This window comes from Devosia sp. Z11_6, assembly GCF_058133665.1.
Genome location: NZ_JBYUNQ010000006.1, coordinates 61,941 through 82,320, shown reverse-complemented (window position 1 = coordinate 82,320; position 20,380 = coordinate 61,941). Strand labels below are relative to the sequence as shown.

The following is a 20,380-nucleotide window of genomic DNA, read 5'->3' as shown; positions in this document are numbered from 1 at the left end:
CGCTCGTCATCGCAGATTCTGCAGCAAGTTTCCTTGTTTGCTTGATGCGACTATCTCGATCAAGCGATCGCCGGGGATGGGCCGCGACAGCAAATAGCCCTGGAAGCTGGCGCAGCCTAAGTTCCTGAGCCTTTGAAGCTGCAAGTCGTCTTCCACGCCTTCAGCAGTCACGCTCACGCCCAAGGCATGCGCCATTTCTATGATGGATCGGACAATCGTGCTCGTGGCCGTATCCCGCAGGAGGTCACGGGTAATCGATTGATCGATCTTGAGCTTGTCGACGCTGTGGTGCCGCAAATGGCTGATGGAGGAATATCCGGTGCCGAAATCATCCAGTGCAATTCTGATCCCGGCCGTTCTCAGCTTTGCCAGCGTATCGCGCACCATTGGCGAATTTTTCAGCAGGATACCTTCGGTAATCTCCAGTTCAAGCCTGTCAGGCGGCAGATGCTGGTTGGAAAGAACGTCGAGGATGCGATCGGCGAGGTTGGGATCATCGAACTGGAGGGGGGACACGTTAACCGCGATCCAGGGCAGCCCGGCACTGGCTGCAAAGCCGCAGGCTTGTGCCAAAACCCAGAGACCAAGCTCGTGAATGACACCCCGCTCTTCGGCATCGCCTATGAAGCTGTCGGGCGAGAGCGGGCCGCGCACCGGATGGTTCCAGCGCACCAGGGCCTCGGCCCCGACGATCTCCCCGCCCAGTGCGCCGTAAATGGGCTGATAAAGCAAATGGAGCTCGGTTCCTCCAAGGATGGCATTGCGTAAGTCGACTTCCAGGATCCGCTTCTCCCGCCGCAACTGGTCCATCGAGAGATCGTAGATCCTGAAGCAGTTCCGGCCGGCAGCCTTGGCGGCATAAAGCGCCACATCGGCACACCGCATCATTTCAGCGGTGGATACCGCGTCCCCAGCTTCAAGGGCGACACCCAGGCTTGCCGTGACATTGACCGCCTCGCCGCCAAGCACAAAGGGATCGTGGAAGCTGTCCAGCATCGATTGACACAAGAAACGCGCATGTCCGTCGCTGACAACGCCAGGCTGCACGAGCGCGAACTCGTCGCCCCCCAGACGGGTCAGCGTCGCTCCTTCAGGGAGGGTGGCAGACAAGCGGCGCGCAACCTGCTTGATAAGCTGGTCGCCGGCTGCATGGCCGAGCGTGTCGTTGATCTCCTTGAAACTGTCGAGGTCAATGCAAACCAGCGCGACTTTGGCCTTGGCCAGATACTCATACTGCAGTGCCTCCTGCAGCCGAACTTCAAAGAGGGCCCGGTTGGCAATGCCGGTCAAAGGATCATGGAAGGCCAGGAACTCGATCTGGGCTTGGCTTTGCTCCAGTTGTAGCGTGGTTCGCCGGAGCCACACCAGCAAGCCGCCCATCCCGGCGGAGCCCAACAGCAACAAGCCCAGCGCGGCAGGGGCGCTATCCTTCAACAATGCCAGTGCCGGTTTTATTGGTGTCCAAACAACAAAGCCAACTATGCGGCCAGCATTGCTGAGCAGCGGTAGTGTACCGCTACCCTTCCCAGGTCCCCCGATCCGAAGGTCAGTCAAGCCCGCTTGCCGGCCGAGCTGGTCGAGAAATCCCGAGCCTAGCAAGACAACTGAAACATGCAGGAACTCACTGCCTGGAGTCTGGGTTACGGCGCGGCTTGTTGGAACAACGGGCCTGATGCTCACAAACGCCAGTTGCCCGTCGGTTAGGCGGGCGGTTTCAGACAGTCCCAAGCCAGTAATGGCGGCAGTTGAGTCGCTCATGGCTGCTGAAACGGCGGCCATCTCCTGACGAAGCAACTGCGTTAGTGCTTCGACGGTGGGCAAGTCACGGGGGTCGACCTCGGGTTCCGCCGTCACGCCCTCGTTGGCGGCCCGCACCACGCGGTTATCCGGCGCAATGACGTAGACGCGATCGTGCTTGAAGAAGGTCCCCATCCACTCGACCAGATTCTGGGCGATCCAGGTCTGGTTCGCCGCCCGTAGGTTGACGACGGCATCGTCTCCGGCAGCGGAGCTGTCCTGCTCCATAGCGATGCGCTCTTTGCGAGCAGCAATTCCGGCGGCAATATAATGCTGTTCTTCCACCAGTTCCCTGGTGTCTATTCTATGAACTGCCCACCACGCGGCCACGGCAAAGGCAAGCACAAGCGCCAAAGCTAAACAGAGCGAAACCGTCGCCACTGGCCTTATGCTGTGCTCTTTGCCGTGTTGAAGTCTATTCATGACGCGGATGCCGATTTACGCACACGTTAGTCGGCCAACCTGGCAGCCGCTTTCGTAAGGATCTCTTCCGCACATCAAACTATCAAAGTAGTTACAGTCACATTACTTTCGCCCTCTTAAACGCTCTGCTCGACAAATCTGAATTCTCCATGGATCATTTCAGGTCTCTAAGCGCTCAGTAGCGAGCCCCAATGCCCCACCGCAGACTTGTAAGGTTAGTTGACTGGCAGAAGAATTAAGAAGAGCCTGCCCTGAAACGGGGCTACTTACCTTCCAGTACTTGGGGCCGGACCATCGAAGGATCGTGAACTGCTCGGCCGCAGGAGCAATACCATGCTTGCCAACTGCCATCGATGAGAACAAGCTGCCTCGGCCGGACCGGTGGATGCAGCTGGACAGACCCCCGCGGCCGGCATGGGGAGGTTGGAACATCATGGACGATGGATTTGCCGGTGCCGGTGAAATGACCACCGCAGCGGGGGTATGTTCCCTCAGCCGCCGCCGGTTCCTGGTGGGCGCTGCGGCCGGTCTTGGCGCCTTGGGGCTTGCCGGCTGCGCCAGCTCGGGCACCGATATGAGCCTGGCTGAAGCCAAGCTCGCCTATGGCCCCCTTCCCCAGGAACGCTTCCCCGTTCCGGCGGTCAATGTCAGCAAGATCAACCCGAAATATCTGCGCCGCATCGTGCGCTACGACACGGCGGAAGCCCCTGGCACGATCATCATCGATCCGCGCAATTACTACGTCTACCGCATCGAGGGCGAGGGCAATGCCACGCGTTATGGCGCCAATGTCGGCCGCCAAGGCTTTTTGTGGAACGGCGACGCCTATATCGGCCGCAAAGCCGAATGGCCGGTCTGGACGCCGCCCCCGGAGATGATCGCGCGCCAGCCCGAGGTCGCCAAATATGCCGGCGGCATGCCCCCGGGCCTCGGCAATCCGCTAGGCGCGCGCACGCTTTATCTTTATCAGAACGGCACCTACACGCTTTACACCATCTACAGCACGATCATGCCTGAAACCATCGGCAAGGGCATTTCCAGCGGCTGTATCGGCCTGCTGACGCAGGACATGGTCCATCTTTACGAGCGGACCCCGGTCAAGACCAAGGTCGTGGTCCTCAAGGCCTGAAGCTGACGCGGCAGGCGGCTGGAGCGATCAGCGCCGCCTTTGCGTCAGCGCCATGCCCGCCAGGATCATCACCACGCCAAGGCTTGCCGCCCACAGCGTCACCGGTGCGCCGCGCAGCATGTCGAAAATGACGCCGCACACCATCTGCCCGGCGATCACGAGGAGCGTCGAATTAACGGCACCGATACGTGGCAAGAGCCAGGAGCCGGAGGCGACAAACACCACCCCGAGCGCGCCACCCGTGAAAACCCACCATGGAATAGCGGCCAGGTTACTGGGAATGAGCCCGCCGATCCCCAGGGCGATGGCACTGAGGAAAACAAAGCCCACGCAGTGATTCCAGAAGGAGGATATCAGCGGCGTGCTGGACAGGGACAATCGTCCATTGACCTGGCGGCTTAGGATCACGAGCAGACCCGCGACGAAAGCGAAGACGCTGGATGTAATCATGCGCCACCCAGTCCGAACAGGATGATGACCATGCTGCCGCCCCCGATCAGGAGCACGGCAGCGGCATCGCGCCACTCAAGGCGTCGCCGCGGCAGGCCGAGCAAGCCCCAGAAGTCCGCGGCTAGGCTAAGCACCACCTGACCGACTAAGCCTAGCGCCAGCGTTCCCGCCAGGGCCAGCGGCGAATTAACGGCCGTGGAGGTCAGCATCACTGTCGCGGCGCCCAGGATGCCCCCGAGATAGGCCCAAAGGGGTGCCTTGCCCGCTTTTTCCCGCGCAGCTTGGCTTGAAGCGCGTTGTTGGCGCCAAACGATCGCCAACACCGCTACGGAAACAACCATGCCGACACCATGGGCAAGCCAAGACGAAAACATAGGTCCGCCGTAACGCCCCGCTTCGCCATTGATAAACACGGCGAGCGACAGCAAACCCCCGGTCGCGAAGGCTGCGATCAGGTGCAGCGGGTTGAGGCGCTGCGCGCCAGATGACGACATGACAAGGCACCGACTCGGGTTGGGATCAAACAGCTCTAATAGTTGTGAGGCGCCGGTAGAAGTGCAATCCACCGGGTGCCCTATCCGTGCTGACAAGAAGCAAGAGAACGCCCACGTCATGATGTTGCGTTGCGTCGCAGAGCACAAGATCTGCGGCAAGACCGAAGCATTGGGGTTGGACGCGCAGCAAGGCAGCTGCGCGCTCAAAATTATTGTGCCGGGCACATATTGGTGGGCTCGACCTTGAGAACGGGGAAGCAATCCTTCCACTGCTCGGTGCGAGTCGGCCATGGGGTCAGGAACTCCGGCGATACTTCGTATTCAAGCACGCCCTGCGCCTGCAGGTTTTTGACCCGCCCATCGAGATATTCCTTGAGCACGGCGACCTTCCCGTCGACAACCGTGGCGATCCAGACATCGTTGACCACCTGGCGGCTACCGCGCTGGATGGTGCGGAACTGAATTTCCATGGCGACCCGATTGGCTTCGGCATCAATGTAAAAAGCGTCGGCCGGCAGGAAGAAGCTCGTATCCTCGGCCTGGCCGCAAAACAGTTCGAGATCGGCGACCGCCGCATCAATGCCAAGGACGCGGCTTGTAGGATAGGAAAAGTCCACGTCCTCCGCCAAGGTCGCCCGCATCAGATCTGTATTGCAGGTGGCCCACGAACTGGCGAGATCAAGCATCAGCGCTTGCATCTGAGCGCGGGCCGATCCTTCGGACTCGATCGTACCGGCGAACTCCACGCCCGGACGAACTTCGGCGGCCACAAGACTGGCAGCAGGCAAGCTTGCGAGAACGGCAAGACAAGAAACGGCGAGGCACTTCAAATTACGCATTTTAGTGTTGTCCCATTAAGCGAACATCTGTTCGCCCGGTTACTATGGCTGCGGCGTATTCCTCCGGCAAGCTGGCCCCGGGGCCGCAAGGTCTTCCTTCCCAGTTCAGCGATACGTCACCTACGGGATAGGCTGGGCGAGCCGCTACACAACTGCCTGGCCGTTAGCCCCAAAGCCGGCATCAAGAATGGCAGCCCGAGGCCGAGAGCCGGACGGGCTGTGTGGAGCTCAATTTCCCCCAACTAAAGCCTGACCATGCATGAGCTCAACACAGCTGAGTGCAATCGAGGCACGGGCTGTTTTGTGCGGAAAAAAGATGCAACTTTGTTGACACGATGTAGATAAGATGTTGCAGTTGCGGCAAGCAGACATGCAAGGACCGCGAGTTTGACGGGTTCACCGAAGTCCACGCGGACGACACCGCATCCGCCCCGGACAGCACAGGGCGACAGAGCCTTTGGCCCCATCGTTTCCTCGCAGCATCTGGCTGAGGGCTCATCGCCGGGCCTGTCGGAACTGGAGTTCGGGGTTACGCAGGTCTTTCATGCCTTTTCCCGATGGATGGTGCGCTGCATGACCGCAGCAGGTCAGCCGGGCTTGTCGGCTATGGAGATCCTGATCCTTCATTCCATTCGCCATCGCGACCGTCCCAAGACATTGGCCGATATTTGCCTGGTGCTCGATATCAACGACACGCATGTAGCCAGCTATGCCATCCGCAAGCTGGAAGCCGCAGGCCTGGTTCATGGCGGGCGGGCCGGCAAGGAAAAGACAGTGCGCATATCCGAAGACGGGATCGAGCTGTGCGGGCGTTATGCGCGTATCCGGGAGGAGCTTTTGGTGCGCGCCACCTCTGCTGGTCCTTCCCAGGAAGAGCTGTCGCATATGGCCAGCGTGCTGCGGCATTTGTCCGGGTGCTATGATCAGGCAGCGCGGGCGGCCGCAACAATATGATTACCGATTCCTTCTCGCCGACGACGACCAGTTCCCCAATCCTGAAAGTCAGTGGGCTTTCGGTCGACTTTGGAGCCGGCAGGGTCGTCGATGATCTATCCTTCAGCGTACGCCCCGGCGAAACGCTCGCCATTGTCGGTGAGTCCGGCTCGGGCAAGTCGGTCACTTCGCTCTCGGTGATGCGGCTGGTCGAATATGGCAATGGCCGGATCGTAAACGGCGAGATCCGCTTCGATGCCGGCAACGGAGCCCGCGACCTCGCCCAGGCCAGCGACGCCGATATGCGGCGCATCCGCGGCAATGACATTGCCATGATTTTTCAGGAGCCTATGACTTCGCTGAACCCCGTCTTTACCGTGGGCAATCAGATCAGCGAAGTCCTGACCCTCCATCGTGGCCTCAGTCGTAGCGCAGCACGAGCCGAGGCCGTGCGCCTGCTGTCACTGGTTCGTTTGGCGGATGCCGAAAGCATGCTGGATCGGTTTCCTCACCAGCTTTCAGGGGGCATGCGGCAGCGCGTGATGATCGCCATTGCCTTGGCTTGCCAGCCCAAGGTGTTGATTGCCGACGAGCCGACCACGGCGCTGGATGTGACCATCCAAGCGCAGATCCTGGCCATTCTTGCCGATCTGCAGCGCGAACTTGGCATGGCGGTTATTTTCATCACGCACGACATGGGCGTCGTCGCTGAGATTGCCGACCGTGTTGTGGTCATGTGGCGCGGGCGGAAGGTCGAAGAAGGTTCTGTCACCGAAATCTTCGCAAACCCGCAGCACGCCTATACCAAGACGCTTCTAGCAGCGGTTCCCCGCTTGGGGGCAATGAAGGGCCGCGAACTGCCGAGGCGGCTGGCCGTGACGGTGATGGACGGGGAGGCTCCCCGAACGATTGGTGAGGATCGCGACCACGACACAGCAGACTTTTCAGCCGCTCCTATCGCTGAAATCCGTGATCTCACCGTACGCTTCAACGTGGGCAAGACCCTTTTGGGCCGCGTCACGCATCGGGTCCACGCCGTGGAACATGTCAGCCTCGACCTACGGCCGGGCGAGACGCTTGCGCTGGTGGGAGAATCCGGCTCGGGCAAATCCACCATTGGTCGCACCCTGCAGGGCCTGCAGCCCGCCACATCGGGACAGATCTTTTATCAGGGCCGTTCCGTGGCCGACCTGACCGGCGCCGATGCCATGCGCCTCAAGCGGGAAATCCAGTATATCTTTCAGGATCCCTTCGCTTCGCTCGATCCGCGCAAGAGCGTTGGCTTCTCCATCGCCGAGCCGATCCGGACCCATGGCCTGATCAAGGACGAGAAAGCGTTGCAGGCGCGTGTCGCCGAGCTTCTGGTCAAGGTCGACCTCGACCCGAGCGTCGCCAGCCGCTATCCGCACCAATTCTCGGGCGGCCAGCGTCAGCGTATTTCTATCGCTCGGGCACTCAGCTGCGATCCCAAGCTGATTATTGCCGATGAGGCGCTTTCAGCTCTCGACGTCTCCGTACAGGCGCAAGTCATCGAACTGATGATGGCGCTGCAGCAAGAACGCTCGCTGGCCTACCTGTTTATCAGCCATGACATGGCCGTGGTCGAGCGCATGGCCCATCGCGTGGCCGTTCTTTACCTCGGCCAGGTGGTGGAAATCGGCACGCGCCGGCAAGTGTTCGAGAACGCTACGCACTCTTACACACGCCGCCTTCTTGCTGCTGTGCCGCGTGCCGAGCCGGGCAAGGGCGGGGGACGGACCCTGATGGAAGGGGAGATTCCCAGCCCCGTGCGACCCGTCGGACAGGAACCAACAGCGCTGAGCTACCGCGAAGTCGCGCCCGGGCACCTGGTTGCGATTGAAGACTGATCGGCCCCAGATTCAGGAGAGAGAACATGAAACTTTGGCACAAAGCCCTTAAGGGAGCGCTCTTGTCGAGCGTCCTGGCGCTCAGCGTGACCGGCGCTGCCTTGGGGCAAGGAGCGGGCACCCTCAACATCGCCACCCCTCAGGATCCCGGCAGCTGGGACCCGATCGACACTTTCCTTGTTAACTGGTCCGCCGTCGCGAACAATGTTTTCGATGGCCTAGTGGCACGCACGCCTGAGCTTGAGATCGTGCCGGCGCTCGCGACCGAATGGGAGATCAGCGAGGACGGGCTCACCTACACGTTCAAGCTGCGCGAAGGCGTGAAATTCCACAATGGCGAGGCTTTCGACGCCGATGCTGTCAAGTTCACCTTTGATCGCCTCCTTGGCGAAGAAGGCGCCGTGGGCCCGCAGCAGTCCAACTACAACTCCATCGAAAGCGTCGAAGTGGTCGACCCAATGACGGTGGTTTTGCATCTGTCGCAGCCCGACCCGGTCCTGCTCACCAAGCTGACCGGTTATGGCGCGATGATCGTGCCGCCCGACTATATCGCCGAAAAAGGCGACGAGGTCTTCAACACCCAGCCGGTCGGCACCGGGCCGTTCCGCATGGCCTCCTACGAGGCACGCAACCAGGTGACTCTGGAAGCTTTCCCCGAATTCTGGGGCGAAGCACCCAAGCTGCAAAGCGTAGTGTTCCGCTTCATCACCGAGCCCTCCACCGCTGTAGCCGAACTGCAGTCAGGCCGCATCGACATGGTGATCCCGCCTTCCGTTCCGGTCGGCTCCATCCCCACCATTGAACAGGCCCCCAATCTCAAGGTCGTTTCGGTCCCCGGCCCTACGGTATATTCCCTGCGCTTCAAGACCGATGAAGGCATTACGGCCGACGAGCGCGTGCGCCGCGCTCTCGTGATGGCTGTCGATCGCGACACCATTATCGAAGCAATCCTTGCGGGCCAGGCGACCCCGATCTCGTCGTTCCAGTCGGCTCAGACCTTTGGTAACGACCCCGATCTGGAGCCTATCCCGTTTGATCCCGAGGGCGCTAAGGCGCTGCTAGCCGAGGCGGGTGTCGAACCCGGCGCCACCGTCCAGATCGACGTGCGCGGCAACGACGCCACCTTCAACGAAGTCGCTCAGGCCGTGGCTGCCTACCTGTCCGCTGTTGGCATCACGGCAACCATCCAGCCCTATGAAACCAATGTCTTGCTCAACGACATCATTCCCGCCGGTCGCACTGGCGCTATGTGGCAGCAGTCCTGGGGTGCATGGACGTTCGACTACGACAACACCGCCTATCTGATGTACCACGAAGGCGAAAAGTGGAACCCGTATGGCAACGACCCCGAGTTGGACGCACTGCTGGAATCGCAGCGCAGCATGACCAATGTCGCCGAACGCGAGACCGTGCTGAAGCAGATCGCGAAATATGTTGCCGACCAAGCGCTGGAAATGCCGCTCTACAACGTCAACCAGATCTACGCAGTCAGTGACCGGGTCGGCAATTTTGTCGCCCCGCCTGATAGCCGCTTGCGCCTGACCGACGTCACCGTCGAATAGTTCGAGACTTTTTAAACTCGCCGCTCCGCTATCGAGGCGGGGCGGCTCATGCACTTCCGGGGTGAAGCGATGGCAGGTTTCCTTATCAAGCGGTTGTTGCAGGCAGCCTTCGTCGTCTTCGCCGTCACCCTGATCGTCGCCTTTGCCATTCGGCTCACCGGCGATCCTGCCCTGATGCTGAGCCAAGGGGCCGGCAGTATCACTGAAGCCGATCTGCAGCGCATTCGGGTGGGCCTGGGCATCGATCGGCCCTTTCTGGTGCAGTATTTCGATTTTTTGGGCGGCATTTTCACCGGCGATCTCGGCCGCTCTTTCATGGGCGGCACACCCGTCAGTCAACTCATTGGCCGGGCGTTGCCCGCAACCTTGTCCCTGGCACTTACCTCGCTCGTCGTTTCCATCCTGGTCTCGATCCCGCTGGGGGTGGCTTCAGCAACCCATCGTGGCAAATGGCCCGACCAGCTCATTCGCGTGTTGTCGTTAGTTGGGCTGTCCTTTCCCAATTTCTGGCTTGCCATTATGCTGGTGTTGCTGTTGTCGATCACCTTCCAATGGCTGCCGCCAAGCGGCCTTGAAGGTTGGCAGAGCTTCATCATGCCAGCGCTCACCATGGCCATCATCCTGACGGCAACCAATGTGCGCCTGGTGCGCACCTCCATGCTGGAGATCTTGCAGCAGCAATATGTGCTGGTCGCGCGGGCAAAAGGGCTGTCCGAGCGAGCCGTGCTCTACAAGCATGCACTGCGGAACTGCGCTATTCCCCTGATCACCTATCTGGGCCTGCAATTCGGCGGCCTTCTGGGCGGCATCGTCGTGGTGGAGCGCGTGTTCAACTGGCCGGGCATGGGCACGCTTGCCTTTGATGCGGTGTCTGCGCGCGACTACCCGGTACTGCAAGGCGTCATAGTGGTGCTTTCGCTGATGATCGTACTGGTCAACCTTCTGGTCGACATCGCTTATGGCCTGGTCGATCCGCGCATTCGGACGGAGTAGAACCGTGAGCGAAATTGCACTCAAGCCGCATCCGCTTTCCGCCTTTCGCTCGGTCGAACTGCTGGTGGGTCTCGTAATTGTCGGCAGCATTGCGCTAGTGGTCATCTTCGCTCCCCTGCTGTTTCCCGATGGTGGGACGGGCGTGAACCTGATGGCGCGTCTCACGCCGCCCTTCACGAACGCGGCCCATCTCTTTGGCACCGACCCTCTTGGTCGTGACGTTATGGCCCGCGTGGTATGGGGGGGCCGCATATCCCTCCTTGTGGGCGTGGTTTCGGTTGCCGGCGCGGTTGTCATCGGCGTCGTCATGGGCCTGGTTGCCGGCTATTACCGCGGCATCTGGGATATTCTGGTCATGCGCTTTGCCGATATCCAGCTGGCGCTGCCCTTTATTCTGCTCGCCATCACCTTCATGGCCATCATTGGGGGTGGGCTGACCAACATCATCATCCTCATGATCGTCTCCCAATGGGTGCAATATGCACGCATCGTGCGCGGCCAGGTGCTGACGCTGCGCGAGCGGGAATTCGTGCTGTCGGCTCGCTCCTTTGGCGTGTCGGGGTTCAACCTGATCCGCCATCACCTGCTGCCCAACCTGCTGGGGCCGGTGATCGTGCTGATGACGCTCAACATCGCCAACAACATCCTGTTGGAATCGAGCCTGACCTTCCTGGGCCTTGGTGTTGATCCCTCAACGCCGTCCTGGGGCGGCATGCTGGCCGACGGCCGCACTTACCTGCAGACCGCATGGTGGGTGAGCGTCTTTCCCGGCCTTGCCATCTTTCTGACCGTGCTCGGCCTGAACCTCCTGGGTGACTGGCTGCGCGACCGTCTCGATCCTACTGGAAGAACCAGCCGATGAGCTTCCCACTTCGCCAGACCTTTCCCTCCACCATCGAGGAGATCACCGTCCGCTTCGCCGATGCCACTGACGTCGAGGCATGGCTCTTCGCCGACGAAGCCTCGCGCCGCGCGGCGGAACTCAAGCTCGCCGCGAACGGTATTCGGGCCCGGTTTCGCTCTGCCTACAAGCCACTGGTCCACGCCTTTCTGGAAGAGATCGACCTGGCTGGCGTTACCGCGGTGGAAATAACCTATCCTGTTCACGCTCAAGGGGAGCCTGGGCGATTCCTGCTCGAAGCTTACCCGCTCGCCGGTCTTTTGCCCGTGCCGGTCCGCTTCACCCCCCGAGATGACGCCGACCTTCACTATGACGTCGTTCTCCTGCAAGAGGGTGGCAGCTCGGAAAGCCTGGCGGTGCAAGCGCCCAACCGCGTTCACGTCGATCACACGGGAGCGCAGGTGCTTTCTCCCACAGGTTGGGTGCGGGTGGAGCGCGCGGGTGTAACGGTAGCTGACGAGCGGATTGAAACCGACTTTGAGGCGCTGTTTGCAACAGCGATCAAAGCAATTGTTGAGCATGCCTGGGGCCCTACCGAGCCATTCTTTGACGAGCTACGCATTGCCGTGACATTGCCGATTGCCGACCGGCCCCTGCCCCTCGGCGAGGAGGTAATCAGCCTGACCGAAGCACTGCATGAGGATCTTTACTTCTCAGGTCTCGAGATTTTTCATAGCAAGTCTGGTCGGCCGTCTGGGGACCGGGGCCTGCAGCCCGGCCGCATTGTCCCGGTGGTCAGCTATGGGCTTGGGCCAGCGCGCCTCGATATCTCCTTGCGCCATCATAGCCACGCCCTACCCTCGGCTCCCCGCCAGGCCCTCGAGACCGCGCAGGCCCCCATTGCCTTTGATGATGTCGATGAGGGACTTGAAGCGGTCGGCGGCGAGGTTTTTACCGGCACCTCCTACTGCGGGCGCACTGTATCGGGGCGCTATCACCTCGGGTCAGATGCCCCTGTTCTTGTTTCCGGCGGCCAACATCCTAATGAGCCAACTGGCGTGGTCGGCGCCTTGCGGGCGGCTCAACGCCTTGCCGGCCGCAAGAATGCCCACTTCAGCGTCGTGCCGCTCGAGAACCCCGATGGTTATGCCCTCGCCCGTGAACTTTACGAGGTCGAGCCGCGCCACATGCATCACGCCGCCCGCTACACGGCGCTCGGCGACGACCTAGAATACCGGCAGGCCGGCCCACTCTATGAACGCGACGTCCGCGAGCAGATGCTGGCGCTTTGCAGCCCTGCCCTGCATGTCAACCTTCATGGCTACCCCGCTCACGAGTGGACGCGGCCGCTGACCGGATATGTGCCACGCAATTTTGCCCTGTGGACCGTGCCAAAAGGCTTCTTTCTGGTCCTGCGGCACCAGCCCGGCTATCGCGCCCAAGCCGAACGTCTAGCGCGCGAGGTAGCCCAAAGACTCACTGGGGTTCCTGGCCTCGCCGAACTTAACGCGAGACAGATCGAGCTTTATCGGGCCCATGCCGGGGCACTAACCTTCGACATTTACTCCGGCTTTCCGGTGAACATCACTGAATTCCCTGACCTGAAAGTGCCGGTGACGCTCATCACGGAATACCCCGATGAAACCATCTACGGAGACGCTTTCCAGCTGGGCCATGAAGCCCAGACCCAGACCGTTCTAGCCGCCTATGATGTTTGGCAGGAGATCGCAAACGACCGGCGGCAATAACGGCCGCCTCCAATCGCAGCCGAAGTAAACCTTCGCCTCGCTGAGGGGCAGAGGCTTACATAAACATGCTGGAGTGCTGATTTTCCAGATCGGGTAGATCGTCCAGTATGCTCCCCAAGTGCTCGGCCATGGCCGTCTGGGCCTGCTGCACATCATGGGCGTCGATGGCCTCCATGATCGCCTGATGCTCGCGCACCCGGCGTTGCATGTCGGCTTCCCGCTGCAAGGTTAAATTGCAGACCCGATCCATATGCGTTTTCATGTCCGCGATGGCTCTCCAAGCCATGCCGACGCCAGCCCCAGTGGCCACGGCAATATGGAACGCCTCATCATGCTCGCGAAAGGCGGCGTGATCGAGCCGGCTGGATGCCTCCTCCTGCTTCGCCAGCAGATTGGCGATGCGCTTGCGTTGCCAAGGGTCGAAGGACTGCGCCGCCCGCGCCACGACAGCAACTTCCAAGGACTGCCGCACGAACAGCGCTTCGGTCATTTCCTGAGCTGAGATGCGAGCAACCACGGTGCCTCGATGGGGCCTTATCTCGATCAGCCGCGAATTAGCCAACCGGATCAGCGCCTCGCGGACAGGCTGTCGTGACACGCCCAAGCGGGTGGCGATCTCCTGCTCGGAGAGGCGGGAGCCAGGCAGCAGCTCCAACTCGATGATGGCGCGGCGAAGGTCTTTCTCGATGGTCACGGCAGCGCTCTCGCCGCTCTCGGCCATCTGGATATCCAAGGTCATCGTACAACTCTCATCCCGATTGACAGCTCACATGCAGCCGCCATACGGTACCATACAATTCCATACAGGGCGCAATGAACGTCCGGCCCATCTGAGGAGAGGCGGGTTCCACCCGCAATGGCGATGAACATCCAGTCCCGCTTTCAGCCCAATTTTGTATCGCCAAACCTTAGTGATCCGCGACTGGCGAGTAAACGTAGCTATCGCATGATGATCGATGGCGTGCCTTGCGATGCTCAGTCGGGCAGGGTTTTTGAGCGGGACAGCCCGGGCCACCGGGGCAAAGTTGTAGGGGTGTGGCCGGCCGGTGGCCCCACAGACGCGGCTTTGGCTATCAGCGCTGCCCGTCGGGCTTTCGACGATGGTCCCTGGCCGCGCATGAGCGGAGCGGAGCGCTCAACCATCTTGCACCGCGTGGCCGCAGGGATCTTGGCTGATCTAGACGAGTTGGCGCTGATCGAATGCCTCGAAACGGGCAAGCCGCTGAGCCAGGCGCGTGGCGAGATCGGATACTGCGCTGACTTGTGGACCTATGCGGCTGGTCAATGCCGCGGCCTTGAGGGGGACACCCACAATTCAATCGGCGAAAACCGACTGGGACTCGTGCTGCGCGAACCTGCTGGGGTGGTTGGCATTATTACCCCTTGGAATTTTCCATTCATTATCGTGTCCGAGCGCGTTCCCTGGGCGCTCGGTGCCGGCTGCACCGTTGTCGTGAAGCCCAGCGAATTCACCTCTGGCACCACAATTCGTTTGGCCGAAATTGCCCTCCAAGCTGGCCTGCCCCCCGGTGTGTTCAACGTCATAACCGGATACGGCCCCGAAGTCGGACAGGTCCTGGCGGAAGATCCGCGAGTGGACGTTCTGGCCTTTACCGGATCGGTTCGGGTCGGCACCGAGTTGGCGAGCATTGCCGCTGGTGGTGTCAAGCGAGTGGGCCTGGAACTGGGTGGCAAGGGACCCCAGATCGTCTTTGCCGACGCGGACCTTGAGGCTGCGGCCGACGGGATCGCCTATGGCGTCTACCACAATGCCGGGCAATGCTGCATTTCGGGCAGCCGCCTTATCGTTGCCAATGCCATCCGCCCGGCGCTGCTGGAGCGCCTACTCGACATTTCGCGGCGCCTGCCCTTTGGCGATCCCCTTGGCGCAACCACACGATTTGGCGCCATGGTTTCCCAGCAGCATACCGAGAAGGTCTCAAGCTATGTGGCGGCAGGGGTGGCGGAAGGAGCCGAATTGCTGCTCGGCGGCGACATGGTCGATGCCAAGTCGGGCAATTTCTTTGCCCCGACCGTGTTCGACCGGGTGCGCCCGGACATGCGCATTGCCCAAGAGGAGATCTTTGGACCCGTTCTGGCAACCATAGGTTTTGACACGCCCGAGGAAGCCGTTGCCCTTGCTAATGGGACCCCTTTTGGGCTGTCGGCCAGCGTCTGGTCGCGCGACCTTGAGACCGCGATTCAGACCACGCGCAAGCTGCGGGCTGGCCGCTGCTGGATCAACTCCGTTATCGACGGAACACCCGAACTGCCGATCGGTGGCTACAAAAAGAGCGGCACTGGCCGGGAACTCGGCCGCTATGGCTTTGACGAATATTCCCAGTTCAAGGGTCTGCATATGACCCTTGGACGCGGGCAACCATGGTTCGAGCACTGAGGAGCGCTGCACGACCGAAACTGGCGGCGGGCTCCGGATCGGAACACGCCCCTCGACCCGGACCTGAGGAGGACCCGGGGCAATTCAAAGGGAGGACTAATCCATGAAACTGACCAAGTTTAAGTGCGCCTTGCTGGGAGGCTGCGCCCTGTTCGCCAGCCTAGGAGGAGCGATGGCGCAGGATCAGGAGCCGGTTAAGGCGACCATGATCATCTATCTCGATCCGAGCGTGCAGTTCTTCAATCCCGTGGTCAAAGGCGCGCAAGACGCCGCCGCGGCGTTCAATGTTGATCTGGACGTGCAATATGCCAACAACGACCCAGTGCGCCAGAATGATCTGATCGAAACGGCCGCGGCCACGGGCGTGGATGGGATCGCCGTGTCCATCTCCAGTTCGGATGCATTCGACGACAGCATTTGCGCAGCAGTCGAAGCCGGCATCGTGGTGATTGGTTTTAATAATGACGACCTGGAAGGCCGCGATGGCAATTGCCGGCAGGCCTATGTTGGCATGGATGAGTTCGCCTCCGGCTACGAACTGGGCAACCGGATGATCGAGGAATTTGGACTCAAGGAAGGGGACACGGTCTTCAACCCACGCGAAATTCCCGAGGCAAGCTTCGCCGTCGCGCGGGGCGGCGGCATCGAAAAGGCTATGGGGGAACACGGTATCACTGTTGAAACAGTGCGGGCCGGCCTGGACCCTGCAGAAGCTCAGAATATCATGGCACAGGCGCTGATCGCCAATCCAAACATCAAGGCCGTGTTCGGCACTGGTTCGGTCACCTCCACTGTTGGGGCTGGCGCCATTCGCGACGCTGGGGTGGACGTGCCGTTTGGCGGCTTTGATCTGGCGATCGAAATTGCCGACGCGGTGGCAACGGGCGCGATGTTCGCCACCATGGACCAGCAACCTTATCTCCAGGGCTACTACCCCATCGCCCAGATCGCCATGGCCAAGCGCTACGGTTTGACCCCGACAGATGTCGACACCGGACAGGGCGCGTTCCTGGACCAAGGCCGCATTGGCGCCGTCAAGCCACTGATCGGTACCTATCGCTAACGGGATCTGCCCCGGCCCACATGGCCGGGGCTTCCCTTCAGAACTGGATATCACCGTGACCGAACTTTCCCCTGCTCGCGCCCTTGTGCCGAGGCGGACGGCAGCGACGTGGCTGCACGATTTGCTGTCGATGCCTGCAGGTGCGATCCTGCTGGTGTTTGTTGTCGTGCAACTCGCCTGCATCATCGCCGGGCTTTTGTTCCCTGACACCTTCCGCTACCTGTCGCCGCAGAACATGGGCATCATGATGCGCTCAGTCCCTGTACTGGGTTGCCTGGCGCTTGGCGCCGGTGTGCTGATGATCGCCGGGGAGTTCGATCTATCCATCGGTTCGGTCTACACGTTAACTGCCGTGGTCATGGCGGTGCTGGTGGGCCATGGCGTGGACGCCTTTCTTGCCGCCCCTGTCGGCCTGCTGGTCGGTGCTGCGATCGGGTTGGGCAATGGAGCGCTGACGCTGCGCTTCAATCTGCCATCCTTTATTGTTACCCTTGGTGGCTTGTTGTTCTGGCGGGGCGCGGTGCTGCTGATCAACGGCGCCGTGCAGGTGCGCTTTGATCCCAATCCGGTGTTCCAGGCCATGTTTGGCGGCACAGCACTCGGCATCAACGCCGCATTTATCTGGTTTGTCGGGCTCTGCCTGGTGTTCTGGGCCATGCTGCACCGGCACCGTTTCGGCAATCATGTGTTCGCGACAGGCGGCAATCGCTCGGCAGCAACAGCGATCGGCGTCAACACCGCCCGGGTCAAGCTGATGGCCTTCGCCCTTGCCGGCTTCATGGCCGCTTTTGCCGGTATCCTCGCGACCACCCGCGTTGGTAGCGTGCAACCGGGACAGGGAGCCGGGCTGGAGCTGCAGGCGATCGCCGCTTGCGTCATCGGTGGGCTATCCCTACGCGGTGGACGCGGCTCAATCCTGGGCATGTTCCTCGGGGTGATGCTGATCTTCACCATTACCGACGTGCTGCTGCTGATGCGCGCGCCTGGCTTTTATCTCGACATGTTCATCGCCACGCTGATCGTGGTGGCCTCGATCTTCAACCATGGGCTCGATCGCCGGGGAGCTTCCATATGAGCCTGTTGGCCCTGCACAATATCAACAAGTCCTTTGGACCCCTCAAGGCGCTGACCGATCTCAGCTTTGAAGTCGGGCATAGTGAGGTTGTGGGCCTGCTTGGCGATAATGGCGCGGGCAAGTCGACCACGGTCAACATGATCTCGGGCATCCACCAGCCGAGTTCGGGTTATATCTCGGTGGAGGGGCAGCGGCACGACTTTACCTGCCGGCGCGATTCCGCTGAGGCGGGCATCGAAACCATTTACCAGAACACCGCTCTGGTGGATTGCCTGTCCATCTCACGCAACATCTTTCTGGGACGTGAACTCACTGACCGCTTTGGGTTTCTTGACCTCAAACGCATGCGCGAGATTGCCATGCAAGTGCTTGAAAGCGCCGTGCATATTTCGGGTATCGACAGTCCCGACAAGCTGGTGGGCGATCTCTCGGGCGGCCAGAAACAAGCGGTCGCAATTGCTCGCGCCGTGTTCTTCAAACGGCGGGTTCTTCTCCTCGATGAGCCCACCTCGGCGCTTTCCGTGCGTGAAACCGAAGCCCTCCTGCATCAGGTGCTCAAGCTCAAGACAGAAGGGGTCTCGAGCGTGCTCGTGACCCACAACCTCTACCACGCCTATCAGGTCTGTGATCGCTTCGTGATCATGAGCCACGGCACCAAGGTTTGTGACGTGGCGAAGGCCGACACCACCATCGAGGAACTGACGCAGCACGTGGTGCTGACATGAGTATTCCGCTGCCTGCCGTTTCATCGAAAAAGACCGGGACCACCCCCTGCCCCCTCGGTGCCGAGCCACTTTGCCGCAATTCTGCCTGCAAGATGAACGGGTTCTGAACGACAGCTGACTGCGGTCCTGTTACACGCGGTAACGAGGCGCGGGGGAGCCGGTTTGACTGGCGGCGAACAGTGCTTGGGAGGTTGCGGCGTATCGATGCCAGAGCTCGATGTCCGCCACTGACGGCAAGGTGACATCTTCGCCGCTATCCAGACCGGCCAGAGCCGCGTCGACCATCGTATCTGCGCTCATGATCAGTTCTGCCGGGATTTGGTCGAGCGGCATGATCGAGCCATCGTAAATCTCGGTGGCGACACCGGCGGGCAGCACTGCCTGCACCTGGATGGCTGTGTCCCTGAGCTCCTGCTGCAGTCCGCTCGTGAACAGCAAGACGAAAGCCTTGGTTCCGGCATAGATGGAGGAGAGGGGCAAAGCCCGGAATGCCAGGACCGAGCTGATATTGATGATGGTGCCGCGGTTGCGGGCAATGAAGCCAGGCAGGGCGGCGTGAGTGAGACGCGTCAGCGCGGACACGTTCAGCGACAACATGGTGCTGATCCCCTCGGCCGACAGCTCGGCCGTGCCCCCGATGTGGGTCAGGCCTGCATTGTTGACCAGCATGTCTATAGACGTATCGGACGCCAGAACTTCGGCCACCCGTGTGATGCCGTCATCGGTGGCGAGGTCGGCAACCAGTGGTCGTGCGCTGATGCCGTAGCTGCTGATGAGTTCGGCGGCCAACTGCTCGAGCCGTTCGGCGCGGCGCGCGACAAGGATGAGGTCGTGCCCACGGGCTGCTAATCGGCGCGCATAGGCAGCTCCGATGCCGGAGGACGCTCCGGTAACAAGAGCAGTGCTGGAAAGGGACATGATTGATCTCCAAGGTTGATGCCGAGGAGATAGACCCGAATTGGCTTCTGCATTAGGCTGATAAATCTGATAGGGTTCGTTGGCTGGGCCGATAGATGAGACGCCAGGACTTGAGCGACCTCCTTGCCTTCCAGGCTGTCGCCGAAGAGCAGAGCTTTACGCGGGGCGCCAAGCGCCTTGGCTTGTCGCAAGCGACGCTCAGTCAAACGATCAGCAAGCTTGAGCAACGCCTTGGCTTCAGGCTTTTGGCGCGCACAACGCGCAGCGTTCGGGCCACCGAGGCGGGGCAGCGCTTGCTCGACACCCTTAGACCGGCACTCGCCGGGCTTGAAGCAGAGATCGAGGCGCTCGCGGGGTTAAGCGATACGCCATCCGGCACCATCCGCCTGACGACCATCCGCTATCCCGCCAAGTCCCTGGTCCTGCCAGCCCTCGAGGCGTTCCGGATGGCTTATCCCAGAGTGAAGGTTGAGATATTCGCCGACGACGCCTTTGCCGATATCGTCGCCGGCGGTTTTGATGCCGGGATCCGGTTTGGCCGCCAGGTTGAACAGGACATGGTGGCGGTGCCGATCGGGCCGGACGCCCGCGCTGCGGTCGTGGCGACACCGGACTATTTCGCCCGCTATCGGGTTCCCAAGGACCCCTGGGATCTCGCCCGCCACGACTGCATCAACTTCCGCATGGCGAGCGCTGGAAACATCGCCAGGTGGCACTTTTCGCAAGGCGGGCGCCCCCTCGACGTCACGGTGGACGGCACCCTCGTGGTCAACGACGGGGACACTCTGGAGGCAGCCGCTTTGGCCGGATACGGGCTGGCTTATGTTTTCGAGGATCAAGTGGCCGATCATCTCAGCAGCGGGCGGCTCGTGCGGTGTCTCGAGGATTGGTGCCCGCCTTCGCCGGGCTATCATCTTTACTATCCATCGCGGCGGCAACGGACCCCCGCACTGGTCGCCCTGATCGACATGCTGCGTTACCGCCCCTGAGTGGATGGAAAAGAGGCCAATACCCCTGCCAGCACGGGCAAGCTTGAGGGCGTTTTGATCGACCTCCAGCACAGTAGGCTTTCGCATCTGGCGGGCCGCACGGTTAATGATTGGCGGGTCAGCAGGCCCGCCAAT

General features: G+C 61.0%; 18 protein-coding genes. 12 read left to right on the top strand and 6 right to left on the bottom strand.

The genetic code is table 11. The features are described from left to right. Positions 1 to 6: 6 nt before the first annotated feature. Positions 7 to 2,220, bottom strand: a complete 2,214-nt coding sequence (locus AC3YMN_RS16135) for a putative bifunctional diguanylate cyclase/phosphodiesterase (RefSeq protein ID WP_489890791.1) — start codon at positions 2,218 to 2,220, stop codon at positions 7 to 9. Positions 2,221 to 2,653: 433 nt separating this feature from the next. Here AC3YMN_RS16135 and AC3YMN_RS16130 point away from each other — a divergent pair, with 433 nt between their 5' ends. Then, the gene (locus AC3YMN_RS16130) at positions 2,654 to 3,349 is read left to right on the top strand and encodes a L,D-transpeptidase (RefSeq protein WP_489890790.1); all 696 of its coding nucleotides are present in this window, start codon (positions 2,654 to 2,656) and stop codon (positions 3,347 to 3,349) included. Between the two features lie 27 nt (positions 3,350 to 3,376). Here the strand turns inward: AC3YMN_RS16130 and AC3YMN_RS16125 are convergent, their stop codons facing one another. The 3 genes from AC3YMN_RS16125 to AC3YMN_RS16115 form a co-directional block, all read right to left on the bottom strand. After that, a complete protein-coding gene (locus tag AC3YMN_RS16125; RefSeq protein WP_489890789.1) occupies positions 3,377 to 3,799 on the bottom strand; it encodes a DMT family transporter in 423 nt (140 codons plus the stop codon). Further along, complete coding sequence (locus AC3YMN_RS16120) at positions 3,796 to 4,293, bottom strand: DMT family transporter (protein ID WP_489890788.1); 498 nt, start codon at positions 4,291 to 4,293, stop codon at positions 3,796 to 3,798. Before AC3YMN_RS16120 ends, AC3YMN_RS16125 begins: the two co-directional genes overlap by 4 nt. Positions 4,294 to 4,502: 209 nt before the next feature. Beyond that, complete coding sequence (locus AC3YMN_RS16115) at positions 4,503 to 5,132, bottom strand: nuclear transport factor 2 family protein (protein ID WP_489890787.1); 630 nt, start codon at positions 5,130 to 5,132, stop codon at positions 4,503 to 4,505. A 465-nt stretch (positions 5,133 to 5,597) separates the two neighbouring features. Between AC3YMN_RS16115 and AC3YMN_RS16110 the strand changes: the two genes are divergently transcribed. The 6 genes from AC3YMN_RS16110 to AC3YMN_RS16085 all read left to right on the top strand — a co-directional run bounded on the left by AC3YMN_RS16110 (position 5,598) and on the right by AC3YMN_RS16085 (position 13,077). Further along, positions 5,598 to 6,086: a winged helix DNA-binding protein gene (locus tag AC3YMN_RS16110; protein ID WP_489890882.1), complete on the top strand. Its 489-nt coding sequence runs from the start codon at positions 5,598 to 5,600 to the stop codon at positions 6,084 to 6,086. Beyond that, a complete protein-coding gene (locus AC3YMN_RS16105; RefSeq protein ID WP_489890786.1) occupies positions 6,083 to 7,933 on the top strand; it encodes an ABC transporter ATP-binding protein in 1,851 nt (616 codons plus the stop codon). Before AC3YMN_RS16110 ends, AC3YMN_RS16105 begins: the two co-directional genes overlap by 4 nt. A gap of 26 nt (positions 7,934 to 7,959) precedes the next feature. Then, complete coding sequence (locus AC3YMN_RS16100; protein WP_489890785.1) at positions 7,960 to 9,495, top strand: ABC transporter substrate-binding protein; 1,536 nt, start codon at positions 7,960 to 7,962, stop codon at positions 9,493 to 9,495. A 69-nt stretch (positions 9,496 to 9,564) separates the two neighbouring features. After that, positions 9,565 to 10,488: an ABC transporter permease gene (locus AC3YMN_RS16095; RefSeq protein WP_489890784.1), complete on the top strand. Its 924-nt coding sequence runs from the start codon at positions 9,565 to 9,567 to the stop codon at positions 10,486 to 10,488. A 13-nt stretch (positions 10,489 to 10,501) separates the two neighbouring features. Beyond that, on the top strand, positions 10,502 to 11,350 hold the full coding sequence (locus AC3YMN_RS16090) for an ABC transporter permease (protein WP_489890881.1): 849 nt from the start codon (positions 10,502 to 10,504) through the stop codon (positions 11,348 to 11,350). Then, positions 11,347 to 13,077 carry a M14 family metallopeptidase gene (locus AC3YMN_RS16085; RefSeq protein WP_489890783.1) on the top strand — a complete coding sequence of 577 codons (1,731 nt, stop codon included), beginning with the start codon at positions 11,347 to 11,349 and terminating at the stop codon, positions 13,075 to 13,077. Before AC3YMN_RS16090 ends, AC3YMN_RS16085 begins: the two co-directional genes overlap by 4 nt. A gap of 55 nt (positions 13,078 to 13,132) precedes the next feature. On the opposite strand, the gene AC3YMN_RS16080 is transcribed toward AC3YMN_RS16085, so the two are convergent. Then, complete coding sequence (locus tag AC3YMN_RS16080) at positions 13,133 to 13,816, bottom strand: GntR family transcriptional regulator (RefSeq protein WP_489890782.1); 684 nt, start codon at positions 13,814 to 13,816, stop codon at positions 13,133 to 13,135. A gap of 207 nt (positions 13,817 to 14,023) precedes the next feature. Between AC3YMN_RS16080 and AC3YMN_RS16075 the strand changes: the two genes are divergently transcribed. From AC3YMN_RS16075 to AC3YMN_RS16060, 4 genes are all read left to right on the top strand, one after another. Then, entirely contained in the window at positions 14,024 to 15,475 is a 1,452-nt protein-coding gene (locus AC3YMN_RS16075; protein ID WP_489890880.1) for an aldehyde dehydrogenase family protein, read from the top strand. Between the two features lie 103 nt (positions 15,476 to 15,578). Beyond that, positions 15,579 to 16,538: a sugar ABC transporter substrate-binding protein gene (locus AC3YMN_RS16070; protein ID WP_489890781.1), complete on the top strand. Its 960-nt coding sequence runs from the start codon at positions 15,579 to 15,581 to the stop codon at positions 16,536 to 16,538. 130 nt (positions 16,539 to 16,668) lie between these two features. Next, on the top strand, positions 16,669 to 17,613 hold the full coding sequence (locus AC3YMN_RS16065) for an ABC transporter permease (protein ID WP_489890879.1): 945 nt from the start codon (positions 16,669 to 16,671) through the stop codon (positions 17,611 to 17,613). Continuing rightward, a complete protein-coding gene (locus AC3YMN_RS16060) occupies positions 17,610 to 18,338 on the top strand; it encodes an ATP-binding cassette domain-containing protein (RefSeq protein WP_489890780.1) in 729 nt (242 codons plus the stop codon). The genes AC3YMN_RS16065 and AC3YMN_RS16060 overlap by 4 nt, the downstream gene beginning before the upstream one ends. 129 nt (positions 18,339 to 18,467) lie before the next feature. On the opposite strand, the gene AC3YMN_RS16055 is transcribed toward AC3YMN_RS16060, so the two are convergent. Continuing rightward, positions 18,468 to 19,256, bottom strand: coding sequence for an SDR family NAD(P)-dependent oxidoreductase (locus AC3YMN_RS16055; RefSeq protein ID WP_489890779.1), 789 nt, complete (start codon positions 19,254 to 19,256; stop codon positions 18,468 to 18,470). A gap of 95 nt (positions 19,257 to 19,351) precedes the next feature. Here AC3YMN_RS16055 and AC3YMN_RS16050 point away from each other — a divergent pair, with 95 nt between their 5' ends. Continuing rightward, entirely contained in the window at positions 19,352 to 20,245 is an 894-nt protein-coding gene (locus tag AC3YMN_RS16050) for a LysR family transcriptional regulator (protein WP_489890778.1), read from the top strand. Positions 20,246 to 20,380 lie beyond the last annotated feature (135 nt).